This is a genomic window from Rhizobium skierniewicense, from assembly GCF_014196515.1.
Lineage (GTDB): Bacteria > Pseudomonadota > Alphaproteobacteria > Rhizobiales > Rhizobiaceae > Agrobacterium > Agrobacterium skierniewicense.
Map to the genome: position 1 here is coordinate 40,953 of NZ_JACIDV010000014.1, position 20,429 is coordinate 61,381.

21 protein-coding genes and 1 pseudogene are annotated in these 20,429 nt (G+C 58.4%); 7 read left to right on the forward strand and 15 right to left on the reverse strand.

Features of this window, described 5'->3' with window-relative positions; all coding sequences use genetic code 11:
• Positions 1-70 precede the first annotated feature (70 nt).
• Positions 71-691 carry an LOG family protein gene (locus tag GGQ73_RS19265; protein WP_183897479.1) on the forward strand — a complete coding sequence of 207 codons (621 nt, stop codon included), beginning with the start codon at positions 71-73 and terminating at the stop codon, positions 689-691.
• A gap of 26 nt (positions 692-717) precedes the next feature.
• Here the strand turns inward: GGQ73_RS19265 and rarD are convergent, their stop codons facing one another.
• From rarD to alr, 14 genes are all read right to left on the reverse strand, one after another.
• A complete protein-coding gene (rarD, locus tag GGQ73_RS19270) occupies positions 718-1,638 on the reverse strand; it encodes an EamA family transporter RarD (protein ID WP_174152564.1) in 921 nt (306 codons plus the stop codon).
• 168 nt (positions 1,639-1,806) lie between these two features.
• Positions 1,807-2,763, reverse strand: a complete 957-nt coding sequence (gene pip, locus GGQ73_RS19275) for a prolyl aminopeptidase (protein WP_183897480.1) — start codon at positions 2,761-2,763, stop codon at positions 1,807-1,809.
• The gene (locus GGQ73_RS19280; protein WP_234911034.1) at positions 2,760-3,236 is read right to left on the reverse strand and encodes a GFA family protein; all 477 of its coding nucleotides are present in this window, start codon (positions 3,234-3,236) and stop codon (positions 2,760-2,762) included. The genes pip and GGQ73_RS19280 overlap by 4 nt, the downstream gene beginning before the upstream one ends.
• Positions 3,233-3,697: a GFA family protein gene (locus GGQ73_RS19285; protein WP_183897481.1), complete on the reverse strand. Its 465-nt coding sequence runs from the start codon at positions 3,695-3,697 to the stop codon at positions 3,233-3,235. Before GGQ73_RS19285 ends, GGQ73_RS19280 begins: the two co-directional genes overlap by 4 nt.
• Positions 3,694-4,176: a GFA family protein gene (locus tag GGQ73_RS19290; protein ID WP_183897482.1), complete on the reverse strand. Its 483-nt coding sequence runs from the start codon at positions 4,174-4,176 to the stop codon at positions 3,694-3,696. The genes GGQ73_RS19285 and GGQ73_RS19290 overlap by 4 nt, the downstream gene beginning before the upstream one ends.
• Positions 4,173-4,592: a type II toxin-antitoxin system VapC family toxin gene (locus tag GGQ73_RS19295; protein WP_183897483.1), complete on the reverse strand. Its 420-nt coding sequence runs from the start codon at positions 4,590-4,592 to the stop codon at positions 4,173-4,175. The genes GGQ73_RS19290 and GGQ73_RS19295 overlap by 4 nt, the downstream gene beginning before the upstream one ends.
• On the reverse strand, positions 4,589-4,834 hold the full coding sequence (locus GGQ73_RS19300; RefSeq protein WP_183897484.1) for an antitoxin: 246 nt from the start codon (positions 4,832-4,834) through the stop codon (positions 4,589-4,591). The genes GGQ73_RS19295 and GGQ73_RS19300 overlap by 4 nt, the downstream gene beginning before the upstream one ends.
• A gap of 82 nt (positions 4,835-4,916) precedes the next feature.
• Positions 4,917-6,302, reverse strand: coding sequence for a cysteine--tRNA ligase (cysS, locus tag GGQ73_RS19305; RefSeq protein WP_183897485.1), 1,386 nt, complete (start codon positions 6,300-6,302; stop codon positions 4,917-4,919).
• Between the two features lie 192 nt (positions 6,303-6,494).
• A complete protein-coding gene (locus GGQ73_RS19310; protein ID WP_183897486.1) occupies positions 6,495-7,235 on the reverse strand; it encodes an SDR family NAD(P)-dependent oxidoreductase in 741 nt (246 codons plus the stop codon).
• 71 nt (positions 7,236-7,306) lie between these two features.
• Positions 7,307-8,800, reverse strand: a complete 1,494-nt coding sequence (purF, locus tag GGQ73_RS19315) for an amidophosphoribosyltransferase (RefSeq protein WP_174152572.1) — start codon at positions 8,798-8,800, stop codon at positions 7,307-7,309.
• Positions 8,801-8,940: 140 nt separating this feature from the next.
• Positions 8,941-9,528 (reverse strand): CvpA family protein, encoded by a 588-nt coding sequence (locus GGQ73_RS19320; protein ID WP_183897487.1) that lies wholly within the window; start codon positions 9,526-9,528, stop codon positions 8,941-8,943.
• 96 nt (positions 9,529-9,624) lie between these two features.
• Positions 9,625-11,025, reverse strand: a complete 1,401-nt coding sequence (radA, locus tag GGQ73_RS19325) for a DNA repair protein RadA (protein ID WP_174152574.1) — start codon at positions 11,023-11,025, stop codon at positions 9,625-9,627.
• A 298-nt stretch (positions 11,026-11,323) separates the two neighbouring features.
• Positions 11,324-11,581, reverse strand: coding sequence for a type II toxin-antitoxin system ParD family antitoxin (locus tag GGQ73_RS19330; RefSeq protein WP_183897488.1), 258 nt, complete (start codon positions 11,579-11,581; stop codon positions 11,324-11,326).
• A gap of 64 nt (positions 11,582-11,645) precedes the next feature.
• The gene (gene alr, locus GGQ73_RS19335; protein WP_183897489.1) at positions 11,646-12,821 is read right to left on the reverse strand and encodes an alanine racemase; all 1,176 of its coding nucleotides are present in this window, start codon (positions 12,819-12,821) and stop codon (positions 11,646-11,648) included.
• Positions 12,822-12,904: 83 nt separating this feature from the next.
• Between alr and GGQ73_RS19340 the strand changes: the two genes are divergently transcribed.
• From GGQ73_RS19340 to GGQ73_RS19350, 3 genes and pseudogenes are all read left to right on the forward strand, one after another.
• Positions 12,905-13,762: an AraC family transcriptional regulator gene (locus tag GGQ73_RS19340; protein WP_183897531.1), complete on the forward strand. Its 858-nt coding sequence runs from the start codon at positions 12,905-12,907 to the stop codon at positions 13,760-13,762.
• Positions 13,763-13,835: 73 nt separating this feature from the next.
• Positions 13,836-14,538: pseudogene (locus GGQ73_RS19345) on the forward strand (AzlC family ABC transporter permease).
• The gene (locus GGQ73_RS19350; protein ID WP_183897490.1) at positions 14,535-14,837 is read left to right on the forward strand and encodes an AzlD family protein; all 303 of its coding nucleotides are present in this window, start codon (positions 14,535-14,537) and stop codon (positions 14,835-14,837) included. Before GGQ73_RS19345 ends, GGQ73_RS19350 begins: the two are co-directional and overlap by 4 nt.
• 66 nt (positions 14,838-14,903) lie before the next feature.
• On the opposite strand, the gene GGQ73_RS19355 is transcribed toward GGQ73_RS19350, so the two are convergent.
• Positions 14,904-16,400: a replicative DNA helicase gene (locus tag GGQ73_RS19355; protein WP_183897491.1), complete on the reverse strand. Its 1,497-nt coding sequence runs from the start codon at positions 16,398-16,400 to the stop codon at positions 14,904-14,906.
• Between the two features lie 328 nt (positions 16,401-16,728).
• On the opposite strand from GGQ73_RS19355, the gene GGQ73_RS19360 reads away from it, so the two are divergent.
• Genes GGQ73_RS19360 through GGQ73_RS19370 form a run of 3 tightly spaced genes read left to right on the forward strand, consistent with a single transcriptional unit; the run spans position 16,729 to position 19,942 of the window.
• Entirely contained in the window at positions 16,729-17,184 is a 456-nt protein-coding gene (locus tag GGQ73_RS19360) for a MarR family winged helix-turn-helix transcriptional regulator (protein WP_183897532.1), read from the forward strand.
• A 17-nt stretch (positions 17,185-17,201) separates the two neighbouring features.
• Entirely contained in the window at positions 17,202-18,857 is a 1,656-nt protein-coding gene (locus tag GGQ73_RS19365; protein ID WP_183897533.1) for an MFS transporter, read from the forward strand.
• 17 nt (positions 18,858-18,874) lie between these two features.
• Positions 18,875-19,942 (forward strand): HlyD family secretion protein, encoded by a 1,068-nt coding sequence (locus GGQ73_RS19370; protein WP_183897492.1) that lies wholly within the window; start codon positions 18,875-18,877, stop codon positions 19,940-19,942.
• The last annotated feature ends 487 nt before the right edge of the window (positions 19,943-20,429 follow it).

A 20,429-nucleotide genomic window follows, 5' to 3' on the forward strand; every position in this document is an offset into this window, starting at 1 on the left:
ATCCAGCGTTTCTGCGGCTCGGTCCCCAAATTTTCTTGACGGATCGGCGGCACCATAGTTCCTTCGTTCCATGACTGAAGAAAATACATCGATTCGATCCATTTGCGTTTACTGCGGTTCCCAGCCCGGACGCGACCCCGCCTACATGGACGCAGGCCGAGCACTGGGAAAATCCATCGCCCAACACGGAATTCGCCTCGTTTACGGCGGTGGAACCAAGGGCATCATGGGTGCCGTGGCAAGCGGTGTCCTGTCCAACGGCGGCGAAGTTACCGGCATCATACCGGATTTTCTCGTCGATATGGAAGCCACGCGCCATTCTCTCGGACAATTGAACGAATTGATCATCACCAAGGACATGCATGAGCGCAAGCACATGATGTTCGAGCGCTCGGATGCATTCGTCACGCTCCCAGGCGGTATCGGCACGCTGGAAGAGATCGTCGAGATCATGACATGGGCGCAGCTCGGTCGTCACGCCAAGCCCATGGTCTTTGCCAACATCAACGGCTTCTGGGACCCCATGCTGGAGCTGATCCGCCATATGCGCGATCAGGGCTTCATTCACCGCGCGCATCTTCTAAACCCGCTGGTGATTGACGAGATCGGGGCTATCGTTCCCGCCATCATCGACCGCGCCAGCGCGCAGCAGAACCCGCAGGGCGATCCCTCGGTTATCTCCCAGCTCTGAGACCCTCAGTGCCCGGGGCCGGTCCTTCAATCACGCTTTGCTCTCCGGCGTCCGATCAGACCTGGCACCGTGTAGATGACCAACGCTGCCCAGATCATGATGAAGGCGACGAGCCTGACCGTGTCGAACGGTTCCTTGAAGACGAACACGGCGATGATGAAGATCATCGACGGTGCGATATATTGCATGATGCCGATGGTGGAGAGTTTCAAGAGCTTCGCACCATTGCCGTAGAGAATGAGCGGCGTGGCGGTGACGATGCCGCTGGCGATCAGCAGCCACGTGTCCGTTGGGGTTCCGGCCATGAAATGCGCCTGACCGGTGCTCATGAGATAGATGATGAAGGCGATTGCTGGCGGCGTCAGCAACAGCACCTCCAGCAGAAAACCTTGCGTCGGCCCGATGGGAAGGGTCTTGCGGAAGAAGGCGTAAAAGCCCCAGGAGACGGTCAAGGCGACCGACACCCATGGCAGGTTGCCCGCGTGCCAGGTCAGCAGGGCAACGGCCAGAGCGGAGAGGACGATTGCCGAAATCTGAAAGCGGCTAAGCTTCTCCTTCAACAGGACGGCGCCCAGAAAAATGCTGAACAGCGGATTGATGAAGTAACCCAGCGCCGCATCGAGCGCACGGCCGGTGCCGATCGCCCAGATATAGACGCCCCAGTTGATGCTGATGATGGTGGCCGTCAGACAGGCCATGGCCAACATGCGCGGCGTCGTGAGTGCCTTCTTGATTTCGGCGGTGCGCCCCAGCAGCATGAGAACGGCGGCGGCAATCGGCACGGACCACACCACGCGATGCGCAATGACCTCCAATGGCGACACATGCGCAACCGCCTTCATGTAGAACGGAAGAAAGCCCCATAGGATGTAGGCGGTAAAAGCGTAGGCGAAACCACGCGCGCCATCGCCGGGCGGAGACGTCTCTATTGTCTGGTTAACGGCCATGGGAACTGCCAATCTCGAGCGGAAAGCACCGGCCTATTCCTGTTTGGCGTTATATTCCAATTCATTTACGTGAAGGATGCGATGAAAAAAGCATCATCTGCTTAAATAATAAGTGTGCCGCCTGAATCGGAATGTCAGGCGGCAACGCTAAATCCTTGTAATATATGATTATTTTCCCGCGAACCGATCTGTCGCGCGAATGAGCTGGTCGAGAATACCGGGTTCGCTCATCGCATGACCGGCAGCCTCGACGATATGCAAATCCGCTTTCGGCCATGCCTTGGACAACTGCCAGGCATATTTCAGCGGGCAGGGCATGTCGTAGCGTCCGTGGACGATGACGCCGGGGATGTCTTTCAGCGTGTGGGCATCGCGCAGCAACTGGCCGTCTTCGAACCAGCCGGCATTGACGAAATAATGGGTTTCGATGCGCGCGAACGCGATAGCATATTGCTCTTCGCCGAAATCATCGACACGGCCCTGATCCGTCACCAGCGAGATTGTCGCACCTTCCCACTGGCTCCAGGCCTTGGCGCATTCCAGCTTCTTCTTTTCGTCGGTGCCGGTGAGATAGCGATTATAGGCGACCATCATCTCGCCGCGCTCGGCCTCGGGAATGGGCGCAATGAAGGTTTCCCAGCGGTCGGGATACATTTCCGAGACACCGAACTGATAGTACCAGTCCAGTTCCGGCTTGGTCAGTGTGTAGATGCCACGCAGGACGAGTTCGCTGACGCGATCCGGGTGGGTCTGCGCATACGCAAGCGCCAGCGTCGAGCCCCAGGAACCGCCAAACACCTGCCATGTCTCGAAACCGAATTTTTGCCGCAGCTTTTCCATATCCGCCACCAGATGCCACGTCGTATTGGCCTCCAGAAACGCATGCGGTGTGGAGCGGCCGCAGCCGCGCTGGTCGAAGAGGATGACATCGTAAAGCGCCGGGTCGAACACCCTTCTCTGTGTGGGGTTGACCCCGCCACCGGGACCGCCATGCAGGAAAACGGCGGGCTTGGCACCCTTCGTGCCGACACGTTCCCAATAGATCACATGGCCGTCACCCACATCCAGCATGCCGGTATCGAAGGGCTCTATCTCCGGATAGAAACCGCGCAACGCGTTGCTCATGTCGTCTTTTCCTGTGGTGGCCAATGCGCTGTATCCTTGTCTGGATGCTGGTGGTTTTTGACGGTCTGCTCTGGGCCGTCCGTCGCCTCTACGGGCAGGGTATCGAGATGAGAAAACCAATGCATCTTGCTGGAAAGGTTTGATTGTGCTTCCGGTATGATGTCGAGCGGTTCGTCCAGCGAACCCAGCGTGACATTGATGAAATTCTTGTCCGGAATATCATAGAACAACGGCGTCCCGCAGGTGCCGCAAAAGCCGCGCCGAACGTGATCTGACGATTGAAACCAGTTTGGCTTGCCGCGTGTGAGCCTGAAGCGATCAAGGCTGCTTGCGCCAAGCGGCAGAAAATAATTGCCCGATGCCTTCTGGCACATGCGGCAGTGGCAGACATGCGGATAGCGGATGTCACCCTCTATCCTGTAACGCACCGCGCCACACTGGCATCCGCCGGAGACTGCCGTCGCGCCCGTCAATTCACAGTATCCTCAGGTGGCCAGACGTGGGTATCCTGATCAGGGTGTTGAAAGGAGACCATGGAGCTCTCATCCAGACTTTGCTGCGCATGTGGCTTGTCGAACAGGGTTTTGATCCACGGCATCTGCATGTGCGTGTTGACTTGCACCTGTGGCTCGACCTCCTGCGGGTGATCGAAGGCGCCGATGGCAATTTCGACGCCGCCCGGATGGTGATAGGTCAACGGCGTGCCGCATTTGTTGCAGAAGCCGCGATGGATTTTGGCGGACGAGCGAAACAGGCTTGGCTGCCCGCGCGTCCATGTCAGATGCGCCTGATCGGCCGTGACGAGCGCGCCGAAGAAATTGCCGAACTGCTTCTGACACATGCGACAATGGCAGATGGAGGGGCGACCAAGCTTGCCTGCGTGAAAGCGAACCGCGCCACATTGGCAACCGCCGGAATAACCTGCATCGCTCATTGATTTTTCTCCTGTGGCCATGCCTGCGTGTCGTGGTCGGGATGCTGATGGGATGTGAGGTTCGCCAGATAATCAACCGATGTCAAATCGTCCTCGGTCGGCACGGCGGGCAGGGTGTGGAGGCGATCCACGAAGCTGATCTTCCGCTCGACACCCCATTGTATAGACGGCGGGAACGTCGAGGGATCGTCAAATGCGCCCGCAGCAACGGCCATGCCATCCGGTGCCTCATAGGTCAGTGGCGTTCCGCAATCGCCGCAAAAGCCACGGCTCACCACACTGGAAGACCTAAACCGCTTCGGCTCTCCGCGCGTCCACGCAAAGTCCTTGCCCCGCACCGAAACCAACGGCGCATAATAGGCGCCGAACGCCTTCTGGCACATGCGACAATGGCAGATGGAGGCATCGGCAAGGTCACCCTCGACACGAAACCGGATAGCGCCGCATTGGCATCCGCCGGTGTGGATGCGTGTTGTCATGGCTGGCTCCCTTCGATCCAGTTTTCGATCTTTAATCCCTCGACACGAGAAAACTCCCTGACGTTGTTGGTGACGAGAATGATATCCAGTGAGAGTGCGTGCGCCGCGATGAACATGTCTGTGGTGCCGATCAGAGTGCCACGTTGTTCCAGAGACGTTCTTATATCGGCATAATGTCGGGCCGCAGCTGGGCCGTAATCGACAGTAGCTATTCTGGTGAGCAGGCCTTCGACCAGATGCGAGAGCCTTGCCGATCCCTTGCGCTTAATACCAAACAGAATTTCGGAGAGAACGATTGAGCTTATACAGATGTCATCTTGGCTGAGATGGTAAAGCTTTTCTGCGGCAGGCCCAAACGGATTTCGGACCACGTCGGACACGATATTGGTGTCCAGCATGTAGCGCGCTGTCGTCATAAATCAACAGATCTCGGCGGCTGTTCATCGAGATCGAATTCAGGGACATCTTCGTCAAGGGGGCTCTGCTGCCGTAACCACTCGATCATATTGCCCTTGCGACGATCAGTCGGTTCGATGATGAGGCGGTCCCCATCTCTGTGCATGACCGCCTCGTCACCAGGAAGCTCGAACTCCACCGGAATTCGAACGGCCTGATTGCGTCCGTTCCTAAATAGCTTGACGTGTCGCTCTGCGCTCATCCCAACCTTCCTTATCAGGCATATGCTGTAGCATAGGCCGAATGTGGGCAGGGCGCAAGAAAGCGTTCATACGCGATGGAGGCTACCGCTTGATCTCCCAGGTCGTCACCCGCTCACCACTCTCCTTGTCCTTGCCATCCTTCAACTGAATGCCCTTGGCCGAAAGCTCGTCCCTGATACGGTCGGCTTCGGCAAAATTCTTCGCTTTCAGCATTTCGAGACGCATGGCGACGAGCGAGTCGACGGCGGCGGCGATAGCTTCATCGACCTCGGCTTTTTTTGGTAAAACACCGAGCAATGCCGCGCTGGCCGCGAAGACGGGCAAGTGTTGCGGATCCGCGTTGGCAGCTTGGGCCAGCGCGTGGAGCGCTTGCACGGCAGCTACCGTGTTCAGATCATCAGCCAGCGCATCTAAAACGGCCTGATCCGGCGCGGCATCACCAATCTCGGCGGCAGGCCATTTGGCCAGCAGGCGCTCCGCTTCTTCCAGCCTCTTCACCGAAAAATCGATCGGCTCGCGGTATTGCGTCATCAACATCGCCAGACGCAAAACCTCGCCCGGCCATTGGCGGCCGCCAAACTTGTCCGTATGCAGCAGCTCGTGGATGGTGATGAAGTTGCCATCCGACTTCGACATCTTGCGGCCTTCGACCTGCACGAAGCCGTTGTGCATCCAGACATTGGCCATGACATGCGTGCCATGGGCGCAGCGGGACTGGGCGATTTCATTTTCGTGGTGCGGGAAGATGAGGTCCAGTCCGCCGCCATGGATGTCGAAGACTTCGCCGACGTAACGCCCGGCCATGGCCGAGCATTCGATGTGCCAGCCCGGACGACCGCGACCCCAGGGGCTTTCCCAGCCAGGTTCGTTGTGGCCGGACAGCTTCCAGAGGACAAAATCGCCGGGGCTTTTCTTGTGCACCTCGACGGCCACACGCGCACCAGCCTGTTGCTCATCCAGCGGGCGCTTGGAAAGCTGGCCGTAATCGCTCATGGACTGGGTGTCGAACAGCACTTCACCGCTGGCCACATAGGCATGACCACGCGCAATCAGCTTTTCGATGATCGCGATCATCTGGGGAATGTTGTCGGTGGCGCGCGGCTCGACGGTCGGCTCGAGGCAGCCGAGCATGGCGACATCGTCATGAAACTGCTGTGCGGTCTTTTCTGTCACGGCATGGATCGCGTCGTTCAGAGGCAGGTTGGGGTAATCGCGCAGCGCCCGTGCGTTGATCTTGTCGTCAACGTCGGTGATGTTGCGCGCATAGGTGACATGCGCGTCGCCATAGACGTGGCGCAGCAGACGATAGAGAACATCGAAGACGATCACGGGGCGCGCGTTGCCAATATGGGCGAAATCATAGACCGTCGGGCCGCAGACATACATGCGCACATTATCGGTATAGATCGGCTGAAACTCAGCCTTTCCGCGGGTCAGTGTGTTGTGGAGTTTCAGGCGCAGGGACATAAGGATTTTCCTCAAGGGCAATCATTTCCCAAGCCGGAACGTTTGTCTGCTTTGACCTTTCGGAAGACGAAAACGATCTGGCCGGGTGCGAGACCAGCAAAATTTAACTCAGCAACAGCAGCAGATCATCGTTTTCATGGCTTGCGTTATGAAACGGCGCGCGGATTTGGTCAAGAGCGATGGTGCGCACCCTCACGCAGGCGCTTGGTAGCTCACGAATTTCCGGTCCCTCACAACGTAGATCCTGCCTGTTTCCTTGGCGTCCGGTGACGCCAGCGGCAGAATGGCTGCGGCGACCTCGGACGGGTGGGGCAGAGTATCGGGGTCTTCGCCCGGCATGGCCTGCGCGCGCATGGCCGTACGGGTCGCACCGGGATTGATGCTGTTGACACGCAGAGCCGTGGCTTCCGTTTCGGCGGCCCATGTGCGGGCCAGCGCCTCGACCGCGGCCTTGGAGGTGGAGTAGGCACCCCAGAATGGGCGACAGGAATGCGGCGCGCCGGAGGAGAGGATGAGTGCGCGGCCGGCATCGGATTTCAATAGCAGCGGCTCGACCGAGCGGATCAGCCGCCATGTCGCCGTGACGTTGATCGTCATGACCTTTTCGAACACCTTCGCCTCGATGTGGCCAACCGGGGAGATGACGCCAAGTACGCCAGCATTGGCAACGAGAATATCCAGCTTGCCCCAGCGTTCGTTGATGGACGCGCCGAGCGCATCGATGGCGTTCATATCGGCAAGATCGAAGGGTACCAGCGTGGCCGTGCCACCGACAGCCTTGATCGCATCGTCGAGATCCTCAAGGCCGCCAACGGTGCGGGCGCAGGCGATGACATGGGCGCCTGCCTTTGCCAGCTCCAGTGCCGTGAAATAGCCTATGCCACGGGATGCGCCGGTCACGAGCGCGATGCGTCCCTTTAGGTCTGTCGTCATAGTCTCCCCCGAGAATGATATGTGTTCGGCAATGAGCCGAAAGCCCGCACGCAAAGCGCGGGCAAGGGTGGTCAGCCGTTGCTGGCCAGCATGGAAATCTTGTTGCCCATGGACTCGCCATTCTTGTCGAGCAGGCGGGTCGGGTATTCACCGGTGAAATAGTGGTCGGTGAACTGCGGGCGCGCATTGTTACGGTCCACCCCGCCAACGGCCTGATAGAGACCATTGATGGACAGGAACGCCAGCGAATCGACACCGATGAACTTCGCCATGTCAGCGACGTCTGCATACTGGTTGGCCAGCAGCTTGTCCGCGTCAGGCGTATCGATGCCGTAGAAATCCGGGTGGAAGATCATCGGGCTGGCAACGCGGATGTGAACTTCCTTGGCCCCGGCTTCACGGATCATCTGCACGATCTTGACCGATGTCGTGCCGCGCACGATGGAGTCATCCACCAGAACGACGCGCTTGCCTTCGATCATCGCCCGGTTGGCCGAATGCTTCAGCTTTACGCCCAGCGCACGGATCGACTGCGTCGGCTCGATGAAGGTACGGCCGACATAGTGGTTGCGGATGATGCCGTATTCGAACGGAATCCCGCTCTCCTGCGCAAAGCCGAGCGCCGCTGGCGTACCGCCATCCGGCACCGGCACCACGACATCGGCTTCGAGCGGCGCTTCCTTGGCAAGGATGCTGCCCATGTTCTTGCGGGTGGTGTAGACGTTACGACCACCAACGACAGAGTCGGGGCGGGCGAAATAGACATATTCGAACAGGCAAAGACGCTCCGGCTGCGGCTTGACCGGTTTGCGCGCATCGATGGTCACGGAACCGTCCGGCTGGATCTCGCAGATGATGACTTCGCCATTTTCCACATCGCGGACGAACTTGGCGCCGATAATATCGAGCGCGCAGGTTTCCGAGCAGAAGATCGGCTTGCCGTCGAGATCGCCCATCACCAGCGGGCGAATGCCCGTGGGATCGCGCGCGGCAATCAGCTTGGTGCGCGTCATGGCCAGCATCGAATAGCCACCTTCCATCTGCCTGATGGCATCGATGAAGCGATCTGCCGTGGAGGAATGGCGCGAGCGGGCGATGAGGTGAAGCACGACTTCGGTATCGGACGTGGACTGACAGATGGCGCCGGTCGCGATGATCTGGCGGCGAAGCGTCAGGCCGTTGGTGAAGTTGCCGTTGTGGGCAACCGCAATGCCGCCTTCTTCCAGCTCGGCAAACAGAGGCTGCACATTGCGCATCGCCACTTCACCGGTTGTAGAGTAACGGGTGTGGCCGATACAGATCGAACCAGGCAGGCGGGCCAGCGTGGCCGGATTGGTGTAATGGTCGCCGACGAGGCCCATATGGCGTTCCTGATAGAAACGCTTGCCATCGAACGACACCATGCCTGCGGCTTCCTGCCCACGATGCTGGAGAGCGTGCAGACCAAGTGCCGTCAGTGCCGCCGCATCCGGGTGCCCAAGAACGCCGAACACGCCGCACTCTTCGTGCAGGGTATCGCCATCCAGGATTTCATTGAGTGTGGAATGCGAAAGCGGCTCGTTCATCTGGCTTGCCTTTGCTTAAGTACCAAAAACAAAAACCGCCCTGGTAAGCGTTGTTCTACCAGTGTGGTCTGTCTGCTGCTTGAAGTGAATGTCTAGCACACATAGCGCGCCTTGCATGCATTGCAAGACGCGCATCAGCGTCAATTCGTCGTGGTCGGGGCGGTCGTTGCCGGAGCATCGTCCACCGGCGTCTGTTCAGTCGCGCCCTCTGGCGGCTTGCCGAGAATGCGTGCACGGATCTGCGGTTCGATATTGTCCGGCAGCCCGGCTTCGAGCTTGGCGACGAGGCCATCGAGGAATGGCTTGGACTTTGCCTGTGTGACCCATTCTGGCTGCGTTCTCACATCCACCAGCCAGTTCCAGAAAGCAACGGCAACGACCAGCAGCAGAATGCCGCGGGCAGCGCCGAACAGGAAACCAAGCGTGCGGTCGAGTGCGCCAATGCGGCTGTCAATGATGAAATCGGCAATGCGCGAGGTGATGAACGAGATGATGATCAACGCGACGAGGAAGATGATGCCTGCCGAACCGGCAATCGCGATCTTGTCGTCATCGGTATAGTTGCGCGCATAGGGCAGCAACACCGGGTAGAGATAATAGGCGGCGGCGACCGAACCGCCCCAGCTGGCGATGGACAGAATTTCACGCGAAAACCCCCGCACCATGGCGAGAACAGCGGAGAAAAGGACAACGGCGAGAACGATGCCGTCGAAAATCGTAATGGGCATTTACCAACTCCGGAGGTCGCGACACTGAATGGGAGCGCCACTGTGCCAACTTTCGTTCCTATTACACTAGCCGCTTAGCCAGCGAAAGGATCAATCTCATTCTTCCTCAACCTGTCTGAACCGGTTACCCGAACCCGCGATACGCGCCACGAGATCCGGCAGGCTCTCGATTTCCGTCCAGCGCCCTTTGGCACCCTTTGGCAACTCGGCAGAGGCCGAAGGCAGGCATGCGGTGGCAAAGCCAAGCTTCTCAGCCTCTTTCAATCGCTGCCCCGTGTGCGAAACGGGCCGGACAGCACCCGACAGGCTGACCTCGCCGAAATAGACGCAATCGGCTGGCAGTGCAACACCGGCAAGCGATGAAACCAGTGCAGAGGCAATCGCCATGTCTGCCGCCGGTTCGGAAATGCGATAGCCACCTGCGACATTGAGGTAAACATCGTGGCTTCCAAGCTTCACGCCACAGTGGGCTTCCAGCACGGCAAGGATCATCGCAAGCCGCGATGAATCCCAGCCGACGACCGCACGGCGCGGCGTGCCAAGCGATGTCGGCGCGACCAGCGCCTGCACTTCCACCAGTACCGGGCGCGTACCCTCCATGCCCGCGAAGACGGCTGCACCGGGAGATTTCTCGTTGCGTTCGCCAAGGAACAATTCGGAAGGGTTGGAGACCTCGCGCAAACCCTTGTCCGACATCTCGAACACGCCGATTTCATCGGTGGGTCCGAAGCGGTTCTTTACGGTGCGCAGAATACGGTAGTGGTGGCCGCGATCGCCTTCGAAATAGAGCACGGCATCCACCATGTGTTCCACCACGCGCGGCCCCGCGATCTGTCCGTCCTTCGTCACATGGCCGACGAGAACCATAGTGGCCCCCGTCTGCTTGGCAAAGCGGATCATCGCCTGAACACCGGTGCGGACCTGCGTCACCGTGCCGGGAGCGGAATCGGCGGTATCGCTCCACAGCGTCTGGATCGAGTCGATGATGATCAGGTCAGGCCGTTTGCCTTCCGAAATCGTCGCCAGAATGTCCTCGACATTGGTCTCCGCCGCCAGGAGAACATCTGTGTCGGCAGCACCCAGACGCTGCGCACGCAGCCGTACCTGCGCCACCGCCTCTTCGCCCGAGACGTAGACGATGCGGTGGCCGCGGCGCGACAGTGCGGCCGCCGCCTGCATCAGCAGCGTGGATTTACCAATGCCGGGATCACCGCCGATCAGGACCGCAGACCCCCGCACGAAGCCGCCGCCGGTCGCCCGGTCCAGCTCGCTCATACCGGTTGGAATACGCGGCGCTTCCTCGATTTCACCGGAAAGTGAAGTGAGGGTAACGGGTCTGCCCTTTTTCGGCGTTTTGCCGGGGCCAGAGCCGATGCCGCCCATCGGGTCCTCTTCGACGATGGTGTTCCACTCGCCGCATCCCTCACACTTACCCGCCCATCTGGTGTGGACCGTACCGCAGTTCTGGCAGATGAATTGTGTCTTGGCTTTGGCCATGAATGTCAGTTTTCTTCTTGTTTGAAGTCTTTAGGAGACAGGTGTCTGCGGCCATGCATGACACGCAAAATGCGTACGGTATCGGCCTCGATACGAAACTATATGCATCGTTGCCTGTAAGGTAACGCTTTCAATCCTTGGGAAAGCCCATCGCGCGGTAGACCAGGGAAACCACTGGTCGCGATCCATTCTATTTTTCTTGTTATATCGCGGATGAATGCTGAGGCCGTCATCGTGTCATCAGCCGCGATCCAAAGAAACATCTCAAGAAGGTCTTGATCAGCGAGAGGTGAGTAAATTAGCTGCTTCTGTCTAATTCGCTCATTCCTCTTTTTATAATAGAATCAGCCCAATTGTCTGCTGTCGTGAATGTGAGGTATTCCCCACGCTCAAACTGCGCGTCCGCTTCCGCAATCATTCGCTTGAGTTCTTCTTGTTCACTTCCAAGTAACTGCAAGCTTGCATGAACAACCGCGTCGGCGTCCCTGTACACGCCGGCCTTCACCTGCTCATCAATAAACTTGCGATCCTGTTCGCTGAGATGAATTTCGGTCATTTCGATCTCCTTTTGTTCTCGTATAGCACAGGTCACAACAGCTTTCCAAGAGGCAAGAAAAGCGTCACGCGTCTTCGATCAGATATTGCCGCTCATAGCGCAATCCAAGGCCGGTCAACATTTCGTAACCGATGGTGCCTGCCGCGCGTGCCACCTCATCCACCGGCACATTGGGTCCGAAAAGTTCGATGTAGTCTCCAGCACGGATGGCGTTTGGCGGGACGTCCGTCACGTCAAAAATCGTCAGGTCCATTGTCACGCGGCCAGCAATGGGCACTTCGTAGCCGTTGATGAAGCCGTAAGCGCCGCCATAGCCCATGTCGCGCAGCGGAATGCCCGATCCGGAGAGCGAGCGGTGATAGCCGTCGGCGTAACCGACGGCGGCAATGGCCAACCGGCTGGCGCGTGTCAGGCGAAACGTCCCGCCATAACTCACCGTCTGGCCTTCACCGGCATCACGGATCTGGATGATGCGGGCTTCTGCCTTGGCGACCGGCCGCATCGGGTTGGTCATGTCGCTGACGGCCTCACCGCCATAGAGCGCGATGCCGGGACGGGTGAGATCGAAATGATAGTCCGCGCCGAGGAAAATTCCGGCAGAAGCCGACAGACTTGATTCGATGCCTTCGAAGGCGGCGCTAACCCTGCGGAATGATTCGAGTTGTGCCCTGTTCATGGGCGACGATGGCGTATCGGCGCAGGCGAGGTGAGACAGCACCAGCACCGGGTCGAAACTGGCGGGACGGGTCGGATCATCGGCCAGATAGAGCGCGTCCTCCAGCGGCAGACCCAGCCGGTTGAAACCGGTGTCCACATGCAGCGCGAAAGGATGATCGCCGCGGTCTGCCATCAGGCTCATCCAGAAGGAAAGCTGTTCTTCCGAGGCGACCACCGGCACAAGGTCGTTGTTGAACACCTGCGCTTCCTGCCCCGGCCAGATGCCCGATAGCACGAAGATGCGGGCTTCCGGCGCATGCGGGCGAAGTGTGGCACCTTCCGCCACGGTGGCGACAAAGAAGTCCCGCGCGCCTGCATGATAAAGCGTCGCACCGCAATCCTCGATCCCCATGCCATAGGCATCGGCCTTCACCACCGCGCTGGCGCGCGCCTTGCCGGAACGTGTGTTCATGTCGCGCCAGTTATCAGCCAGTGCGCCAAGATCCACCGTCAGGCGAAGCGGAGCGGCCTCGAAAGCGTCCATTTCCGCGTCGGGCAGAGTGTCATCGAATTCATCATTCATCGTCGGGCGTCCGGTGAGGGGATGGTTATTGCTGTATCACTTTTGTTCAAGACGGTAATGTCCGTTTGGACTAAACTGTGGCTATGCCCAATGTTTCGCAGGAACAGGCCATAGATGTCATGCCGCTTGCCGCAACGGAAACCACACGTTTCTGGCGCGATGGGCGTTTTGATGGCATGGAATGCCTGAGCGCGACATTTCTGACGCATGAATATTCTCCGCACGCGCACGAGACATTTTCAATCGGCGCCATCGAAAGCGGCTTGCAAATCTCGACCATTCAGGGCACCACAGAGCAGACCGGGCCTGGGCATCTCTACCTCATCAACCCCGATGATATACACGACGGTGCCCCGGGCGGCTGCGGATATCGCTACCGCATGATTTATCCAACCATCGCTCTGCTGCGTAATGTGATTGAAGATGTGACAGGCCGCGCGTTCCACGGCACGCCATCCTTCCCACGTTTCCTGCCGTATGATCCGCAAATGGCCACAGCATTTCAGATCGCCCACCATCGCATGGAAATGAAGGTTGGCGCTCTGGAGGCGGATGAGGGCATGTATTGCGTCATGGCGGAACTTTTTCGCCGTTACGGCAGCAGCATCATCCTGCCGTTGGAAAAGAGTGAGAAAACAGCGGTCCACACCACGCGGGATTACCTGAACGACAATTTCGATGTGGATATAGGGCTGGAGGAACTGGCGAAAACAGCAGGTCTCAGCCGCGCCCATCTCATTCGGGCGTTTCGCAAAGAGTTCCACATCACACCCCATGCCTATCTGACGGATGTGCGGATCCGCAAAGCCAAAAAGTTTCTACGTAACGGGGAACCGCTGGCAGATATTGCAGCACTGTGCGGCTTTGCAGATCAGGCCCACTTCAATCGCCATTTCAAAGCGCGGATGGGCATTACACCGGGACAATTTCGTGCGGCGTAGGGCAGATGTCATTTTCGTTCAAGACGGCGATACCGACCAAGCATTAATCGCATCTCCAAAATAGGAGATTGCCATGCCACGGACCATAGAGACTGCCGAATTCGCCGCCGGACTGAAAGCCGCCGCACCTCTGCTCGTTGCGATGGTGCCGATTGGGGCGGTGTTCGGTGCCGTCGCTGTGGCCAAGGGTTTGTCTCCACTCGAAGCCTGTCTCATGTCAGTTCTGGTTTTTGCGGGTGGCGCGCAATTCGTGGCCATGGATTCATGGGGGCATCCGGCAAGCTGGACAGCGTTAGGCTTTGCCGCACTGCTTGTGAACCTGCGGCATGTGTTAATGAGCGCGTCGATTGCGGGGAAAAATGCAAGGTTTCAAGGAATGGCAGAAATTCGCCGCCATGCCAGTGCTTACGGATGAATCCTGGGCCTTGTCGGAATTTCGCGCCATGCGCACCCATTTGACGCCAGCCTTTTTCACCGCCGCTGCCTTGTCGATTTACGCGCTGTGGAACATCTCCACGCTGGCGGGCGCTTTGCTGGGGTCGGTCATGGGCGATACGGCAATTATCGGTCTGGATTTCGCCTTTCCGGCGGTTTTCATCGTGCTGTTGATGGGTTTCTGGAAGGGCAGCGAAACGGGTCTTGTGCTGCTGGCAAGCGCGACCGCTTCCTACCTTACGCATACTTATATTGCAGGCGCATGGTACATCGCCGCCGGTGCGCTGGCCGGGCTTCTGGTTGCTGCTTTCACCGGGCAAAAAGCGGAGCAGCCAGCATGACGCTTGATGCAAACACCCTGCTTGTCATCCTCGCCATGGCGGCCGCAACAATCGCGACACGCATGGGCGGACTGCTTCTCCTTCGTTACGTGGAGTTCACCGGCCGTACCAAGAAAGCATTGACGGCTGTTCCACCAGCCGTACTCATGGCGGTTGTCACGCCCACAGCCATTTCAACCGGTCTTGCCGAAAGCATTGCCTGCGCGGTGACGGCGCTTGCGGCAACGCGCCTGTCGTTGCTGCCCGCCGCCGCAACGGGCGTGGTGACGGTGGCTGTGCTGCGCGGAATCGGTTTGTAAATCGATATCACCAAGCGCTTGAAAAGACTGAGCCCCGCAACGTTCGTGGCGGGGCTGAATTGGAAATCAATGCTCTTCGTATTGCGTGAACGATGGATCTGCCAGATCCGCAAAGCGGGTAAACTCCGCTTGGAACGCCAGCTTCACCGTGCCCGTCGGTCCGTGACGCTGTTTGGCGATGATGACGTCTGCTGTGCCTTTGACCTTGTCGAACAGCGCTTCCCATTCGGCATATTTCGGGTCGGAAATATCGCGCGGCTCCATGTTCTTGACGTAGTATTCCTCACGGAACACGAACAGCACCACGTCCGCGTCCTGCTCGATGGAGCCCGATTCGCGAAGGTCGGAGAGTTGAGGACGCTTGTCTTCGCGGCTTTCCACCTGACGCGAGAGCTGTGAAAGCGCGATGATGGGAACGTTGAGTTCCTTGCCCAGCGCCTTCAGGCCGGTGGTGATCTGGGTGATTTCCTGCACGCGGTTCTCGCCGCTTTTGCCGGAACCGGTCATCAGCTGGATATAATCCACCACAAGGCAATCAAGGCCGCGCTGGCGCTTGAGGCGGCGTGCACGGGCGGACAGCTGGGCGATGGAGATACCACCCGTCTGGTCGATATAAAGCGGCACTTTCTGCATCATCTGGCTGCACGCAACGAGCTTTTCAAAGTCGGCCTCGGTGATTTCACCACGGCGGATTTTGGATGACGACACTTCGGTCTGCTCGGAAATGATACGGGTCGCCAGCTGTTCGGACGACATTTCGAGCGAGTAGAACCCGACGACGCCACCGTTCTTGGCCTTGTAGGAACCGTCAGGCTGGATTTCCTGCTCGTAGGATGCGGCGATATTATAGGCGATGTTGGTGGCAAGTGAGGTCTTGCCCATGCCAGGACGTCCCGCAAGCACGATCAAGTCGGAACGCTGCAAGCCACCCATTCGGCCATCCAGCGAATGGATGCCGGTGGAGATGCCGGAGAGATTGCCGTCACGCTCGAAGGCTGCACCGGCCATGTCGATGGCGAGCGATACGGCGTCGTTGAAGGACTGGAAGCCGCCATCGTAACGACCGGTTTCGGCCAGCTCGAACAGGCGGCGCTCGGTGTCTTCGATCTGGCTTTGCGGCGGCATGTCCAGCGGCGCATCATAGGCGATGTTGACGACGTCTTCGCCGATCTGGATCAGCGCCCGACGCAGCGCCAGATCGTAAATGGCGCGGCCATAGTCTTCCGCGTTGATGATGGAGACGGCGTCCGACGCCAGGCGCGCGAGATATTGCGCAACCGTCATGTCGCCGATCTTGCCGTCTGCGGGCAGAAAGGTCTTGATGGTGACGGGGTTGGCCGTCTTGCCCATGCGGATGATATCGCCCGCCACTTCGAAAATCTTGCGGTGAAGCGGCTCGAACAGATGCACGGGCTTGAGGAAGTCGGAAACCCGGTAATAGGCATCGTTGTTGACGAGAATGGCACCCAGCAGCGCCTGTTCCGCTTCGATGTTGTTCGGGGCTTCGCGGTAGAGCGGTTCAGCAGCAGGGGCGGGGGTGATCTTTCTCACAGTGTCGTTCATGGTGTCTGTGATCTCCCTTGAGGCCGGTTTGAAGCCTTCGTTTCTTGCAAGTCTGCCGGTTTGAAGTGCGCGGCCCCCGCAGTCAAGGACAATGCGGCAACAGTGCCATGCAGGCTCGCCGGAACGGCGCTGGATGCTCCCACTGCCGATGTTGTCAACAGTAATCCACAGGCTCGGTCATGCGCGTCGCCGCGACGGAAACGAATCGGTTTCGGTCTGCCATGAGTGTAAGACATGGCTGCTATTTCAACAGAGCCACTTGCATATTTGTGGTCGTGAAAATAAATAGGAAAAATAGATAGCGTGCTAATTATAAGGGTTGATGACATTGTCGCGGGCAAGCGAAAAAGAACAGCTTTTCGATGAAATGGCTGCTTTCAACCGAAAGCTCCGGTCTTTCTTCGATGCGAGGGTGGCGGAGCAGGGGCTGACGCTTGCGCGCGCCAGAGCGCTTTTCGCGCTGTCTCGCCGTGGCCCTTTGACGCAAAAAGAGCTTGCTGAGGAACTGGAAATCGAAACGCCAACGCTCGTTCGCGTGCTGGACGCCATGGAGAAACAAAACCTCATCGAACGGCGTTCTGACGAGGCTGACCGGCGGGCAAAGCGCATACACATGACGCCAGATGGTGTAACAACATTCGAGGATGTGCATATGCAGGCGAAATGCATGCGCGCCGACATTGCCATCGATATTTCGACGGATGAGATCAGGTCCGCATTGGAGGTTGTTCGACGTCTGTCTGCCAATCTGCAAAACCTCGCAGGGGAAAAGGTGCAGCCGTGAGCAATGCCGTTTCAGACATGCGCGATCTGCCGGAGGAGGAAACTGCCAGACCAGCGGCAGTCGAACCCAGTGCTGCGCCCGCCCAGCCGCCGGAAAAATCATTTTTCATGAAGGTGCTCTATATCGCATCTGGCCTGTGTTTCTTCATAACCCAGGGCATGGGCATGAACATCGTCATGGCCAATATCTACCAGTTGCAGGGTGAGTTTTCAGCCACCGTGGCGGAGGTGGCGTGGATGTCGGCCGCCTACATGGCACCCTATGCCACGTTCTCCATCGCGCTGTTCAAGGTGCGCCAGCAATATGGCCTTCGGCCCTTTGCCGAAATCAGCATCATCATGTTCGTTTTTGCGTCCTGCCTCAATCTTTTCGTCACCGATCTGCATTCGGGCATCGTGGTGCGTTTCGTCAGCGGCATGGCGGCGGCACCGCTGTCTTCGCTCGGCTTCCTCTATATTCTCGAAGCCTTCCCCGTGCAGCGCAAGTTGACGCTCGGCCTCAGCATCGCGCTCACGGGCACGCTGCTGTCATCGCCCATTGCCCGCATCGTTTCCCCGTCCTTGCTTGAGATAGACGGCTGGCAGGCGCTGTACAGCATGGAAGTGGGGCTCGCGCTGGCGGTCCTTCCCATCATCTACCTTCTGCCGCTCACAGCGCCGCCGCGCGTCAAGGTCATAGAGCGCATCGATATCCTCAGCTATCTTCTGTTTGCCGGTGGCCTTGGCTGTCTTGCGGTGTTCCTGACGCTTGGGCGCTTCTACTGGTGGTTCGAGACGTGGTGGCTTGGCGTTTTGCTGGCGTCGTCGATCGCGCTTCTGACGCTGATGACCATCATCGAGCTGCCCCGTAAGAACCCGATGCTGGATCTGCGCTGGATATTTTCCCGCACCAACCTGCATATGATCACCATCCTGCTGATCTACCGCGCCGTGTCTTCGGAACAGGCCTCGACTGCGGTTGGTCTTTACCAGCAGCTCGGACTGTTGAACGATCAGACAATCAGCCTTTATGTGCTCATCATTCTGGCCACCGTTCTTGGCGGCGCGGCCTGTGCGATGTTGATGCTGACGAAATATGTGGAGACGGCCCATGTCATCGCCCTGTCGCTAATTGCGCTCGGCGCGTTCATGGATAGCAGCGCGACCAATCTCGTTAGGCCGGAACAGATGTATCTCAGTCAGGCGATGATTGCCTTCGGTGCTGCCATGTTCCTGCCGCCGGTCATGTCAAAGGGCTTTGGCGCCGCCTTGGCAAAGGGCGCGCCTTACCTCGTCAACTTCATCACCATCTTCCTGTTCACGCAGATCACAGGCTCCATGCTGACAACGGGTCTTCTCGGCTCCTTCGTCACCCTGCGGGAAAAATTCCACTCGAACATTCTGGTGGAAAGCATTCTGCTCCAGAACCCGCAGGTCGCGCAGCGTGTCAGCCAGCTATCGGCAGGCTACAGCCATGTCATCACCGATGCCGCATTGCTGAAGGCGGAAGGTGTGACGTTGCTGGGCGCGCAGGTGACGCGTGAGGCCTATATCCTGGCTTATAACGACACGTTCCTGCTGATTTCGGTTTGCGCCGCCGCTGCTCTTGTCATGCTTCTCCTTCATCTTGCATGGTTACGGATCAAGCCTTCGCTGAGAAGCGGAGATGACGTCGTGACCGCACCCCAATCCTGATTGTCCAGAGAAATCATATGCTGAAGAAAACGCTTACGCCTCTTACCCTCATCGTTCTCCTCGGCGGCGTCGCCGGTGTCGCGCTGGTGCTTTACGCATGGCGGCTGCCACCCTTTTCCAGTTCCGTGGAAATGACCGACAATGCCTATGTGCGCGGTTACGTCACCACGATGAGCCCGCAGGTCAGCGGGTATGTCGTCGATGTGCCGGTCAAGGATTATCAGGAGGTCAAGCAGGGCGATATTCTTGCCAAGGTCGATGACCGTATTTTCCGCCAGAAACTGGCGCAGGCCAATGCTTCACTCGACAGTCAGAAAGCGGCTTTCGATAATTCCCGCCAGCAGGAAATCGCCGCCAAAGCGAATATCGCATCGGGCGAAGCAGCCGTGGATGGAGCCCAGGCGTCTCTGAAACAGGCGCAACTCGCGGCAGATCGTCAGGATAGTCTTGTCCGCAGCGGGGCAGGCATCTCAAGCGTGCAGGAGGAGGCGCAGGCCAGCCTCGATAAGGCCCGTGCGGGTCTCTCACAGGCGAAGGCAGCGCTTGAGGTGGCACGGCAGGATTTGCAGACCATCATCATCAACCGTGGTTCCCTGCAGGCGGCGGTCGCCAATGCGGAGGCGGCTGTCGAGCTGGCGAAGATCGATCTGCAAAACACCGAGATTCACGCGCCCAAGGACGGCAAGCTGGGTGAAGTCGGTGTTCGCGTAGGCCAGTATGTCGCTGCCGGAACGCAGTTGATGGCGGTCGTGCCGCATGACATCTGGGTCGTTGCCAACTTCAAGGAAACGCAGCTCGCCGGAATGGAAGCGGGGCAGGCGGTTTCGATCTCCGTCGATGCCCTGCATCGCAAGAGGCTGAGTGGAAAGGTCGAGCGTTTTGCACCCGCTGCCGGATCCGAATTCGCCGTGATCAAGCCGGACAACGCAACCGGCAACTTCGTCAAGATTGCCCAGCGTCTTGGCGTGCGCATTTCCATCGACCCCGATCAGCCCTTGGCCGCAGAGCTGTCTCCGGGCATGTCGGTGGTGGTGCGGGTAGACAAAGGCAAGGCGCCGGAGAGTGCAAAGACCGCTGCGAAATAACGACTTCACCCTCCAAAAAATAAAATAAAAAAGTTTTCTCCACGGCGACTCAACCCATGCCTACACTCTCCCCACGTCCGCAGCCGCAATGTGTCGCGAAACATGTGTCGGAGGCGGAGGTTGATGTCTGGCTGTAGACGTGCAGGCGGGCATGGAGACTGGTGGACCATCCATTTCGATCCGGGGACCATTCACGGCTTCGGACCATCGAGGTGGCCAGGTTTCACCGAAGACTGCCAACAAAACTCAGGTCGGATCATCAACGATCTGGCCTGAGCAAGATTTCAGGGCCACGCAAATGCGGAAGCCAACGACAAACACCATACCAAAGGCATGTCCGCATTTGCGTATGTTCTTAGGGTCGAGGGGTAAGGCATACCACGGGCGCAGTGCGCCGCGTGAACGGGAAAGCGTGACCAACGTGGATTTCGTTTTCTCATGGAATTTTTTTCGCACAGCGGGTGTGGCTTACCCCCTCTGTCCTGCC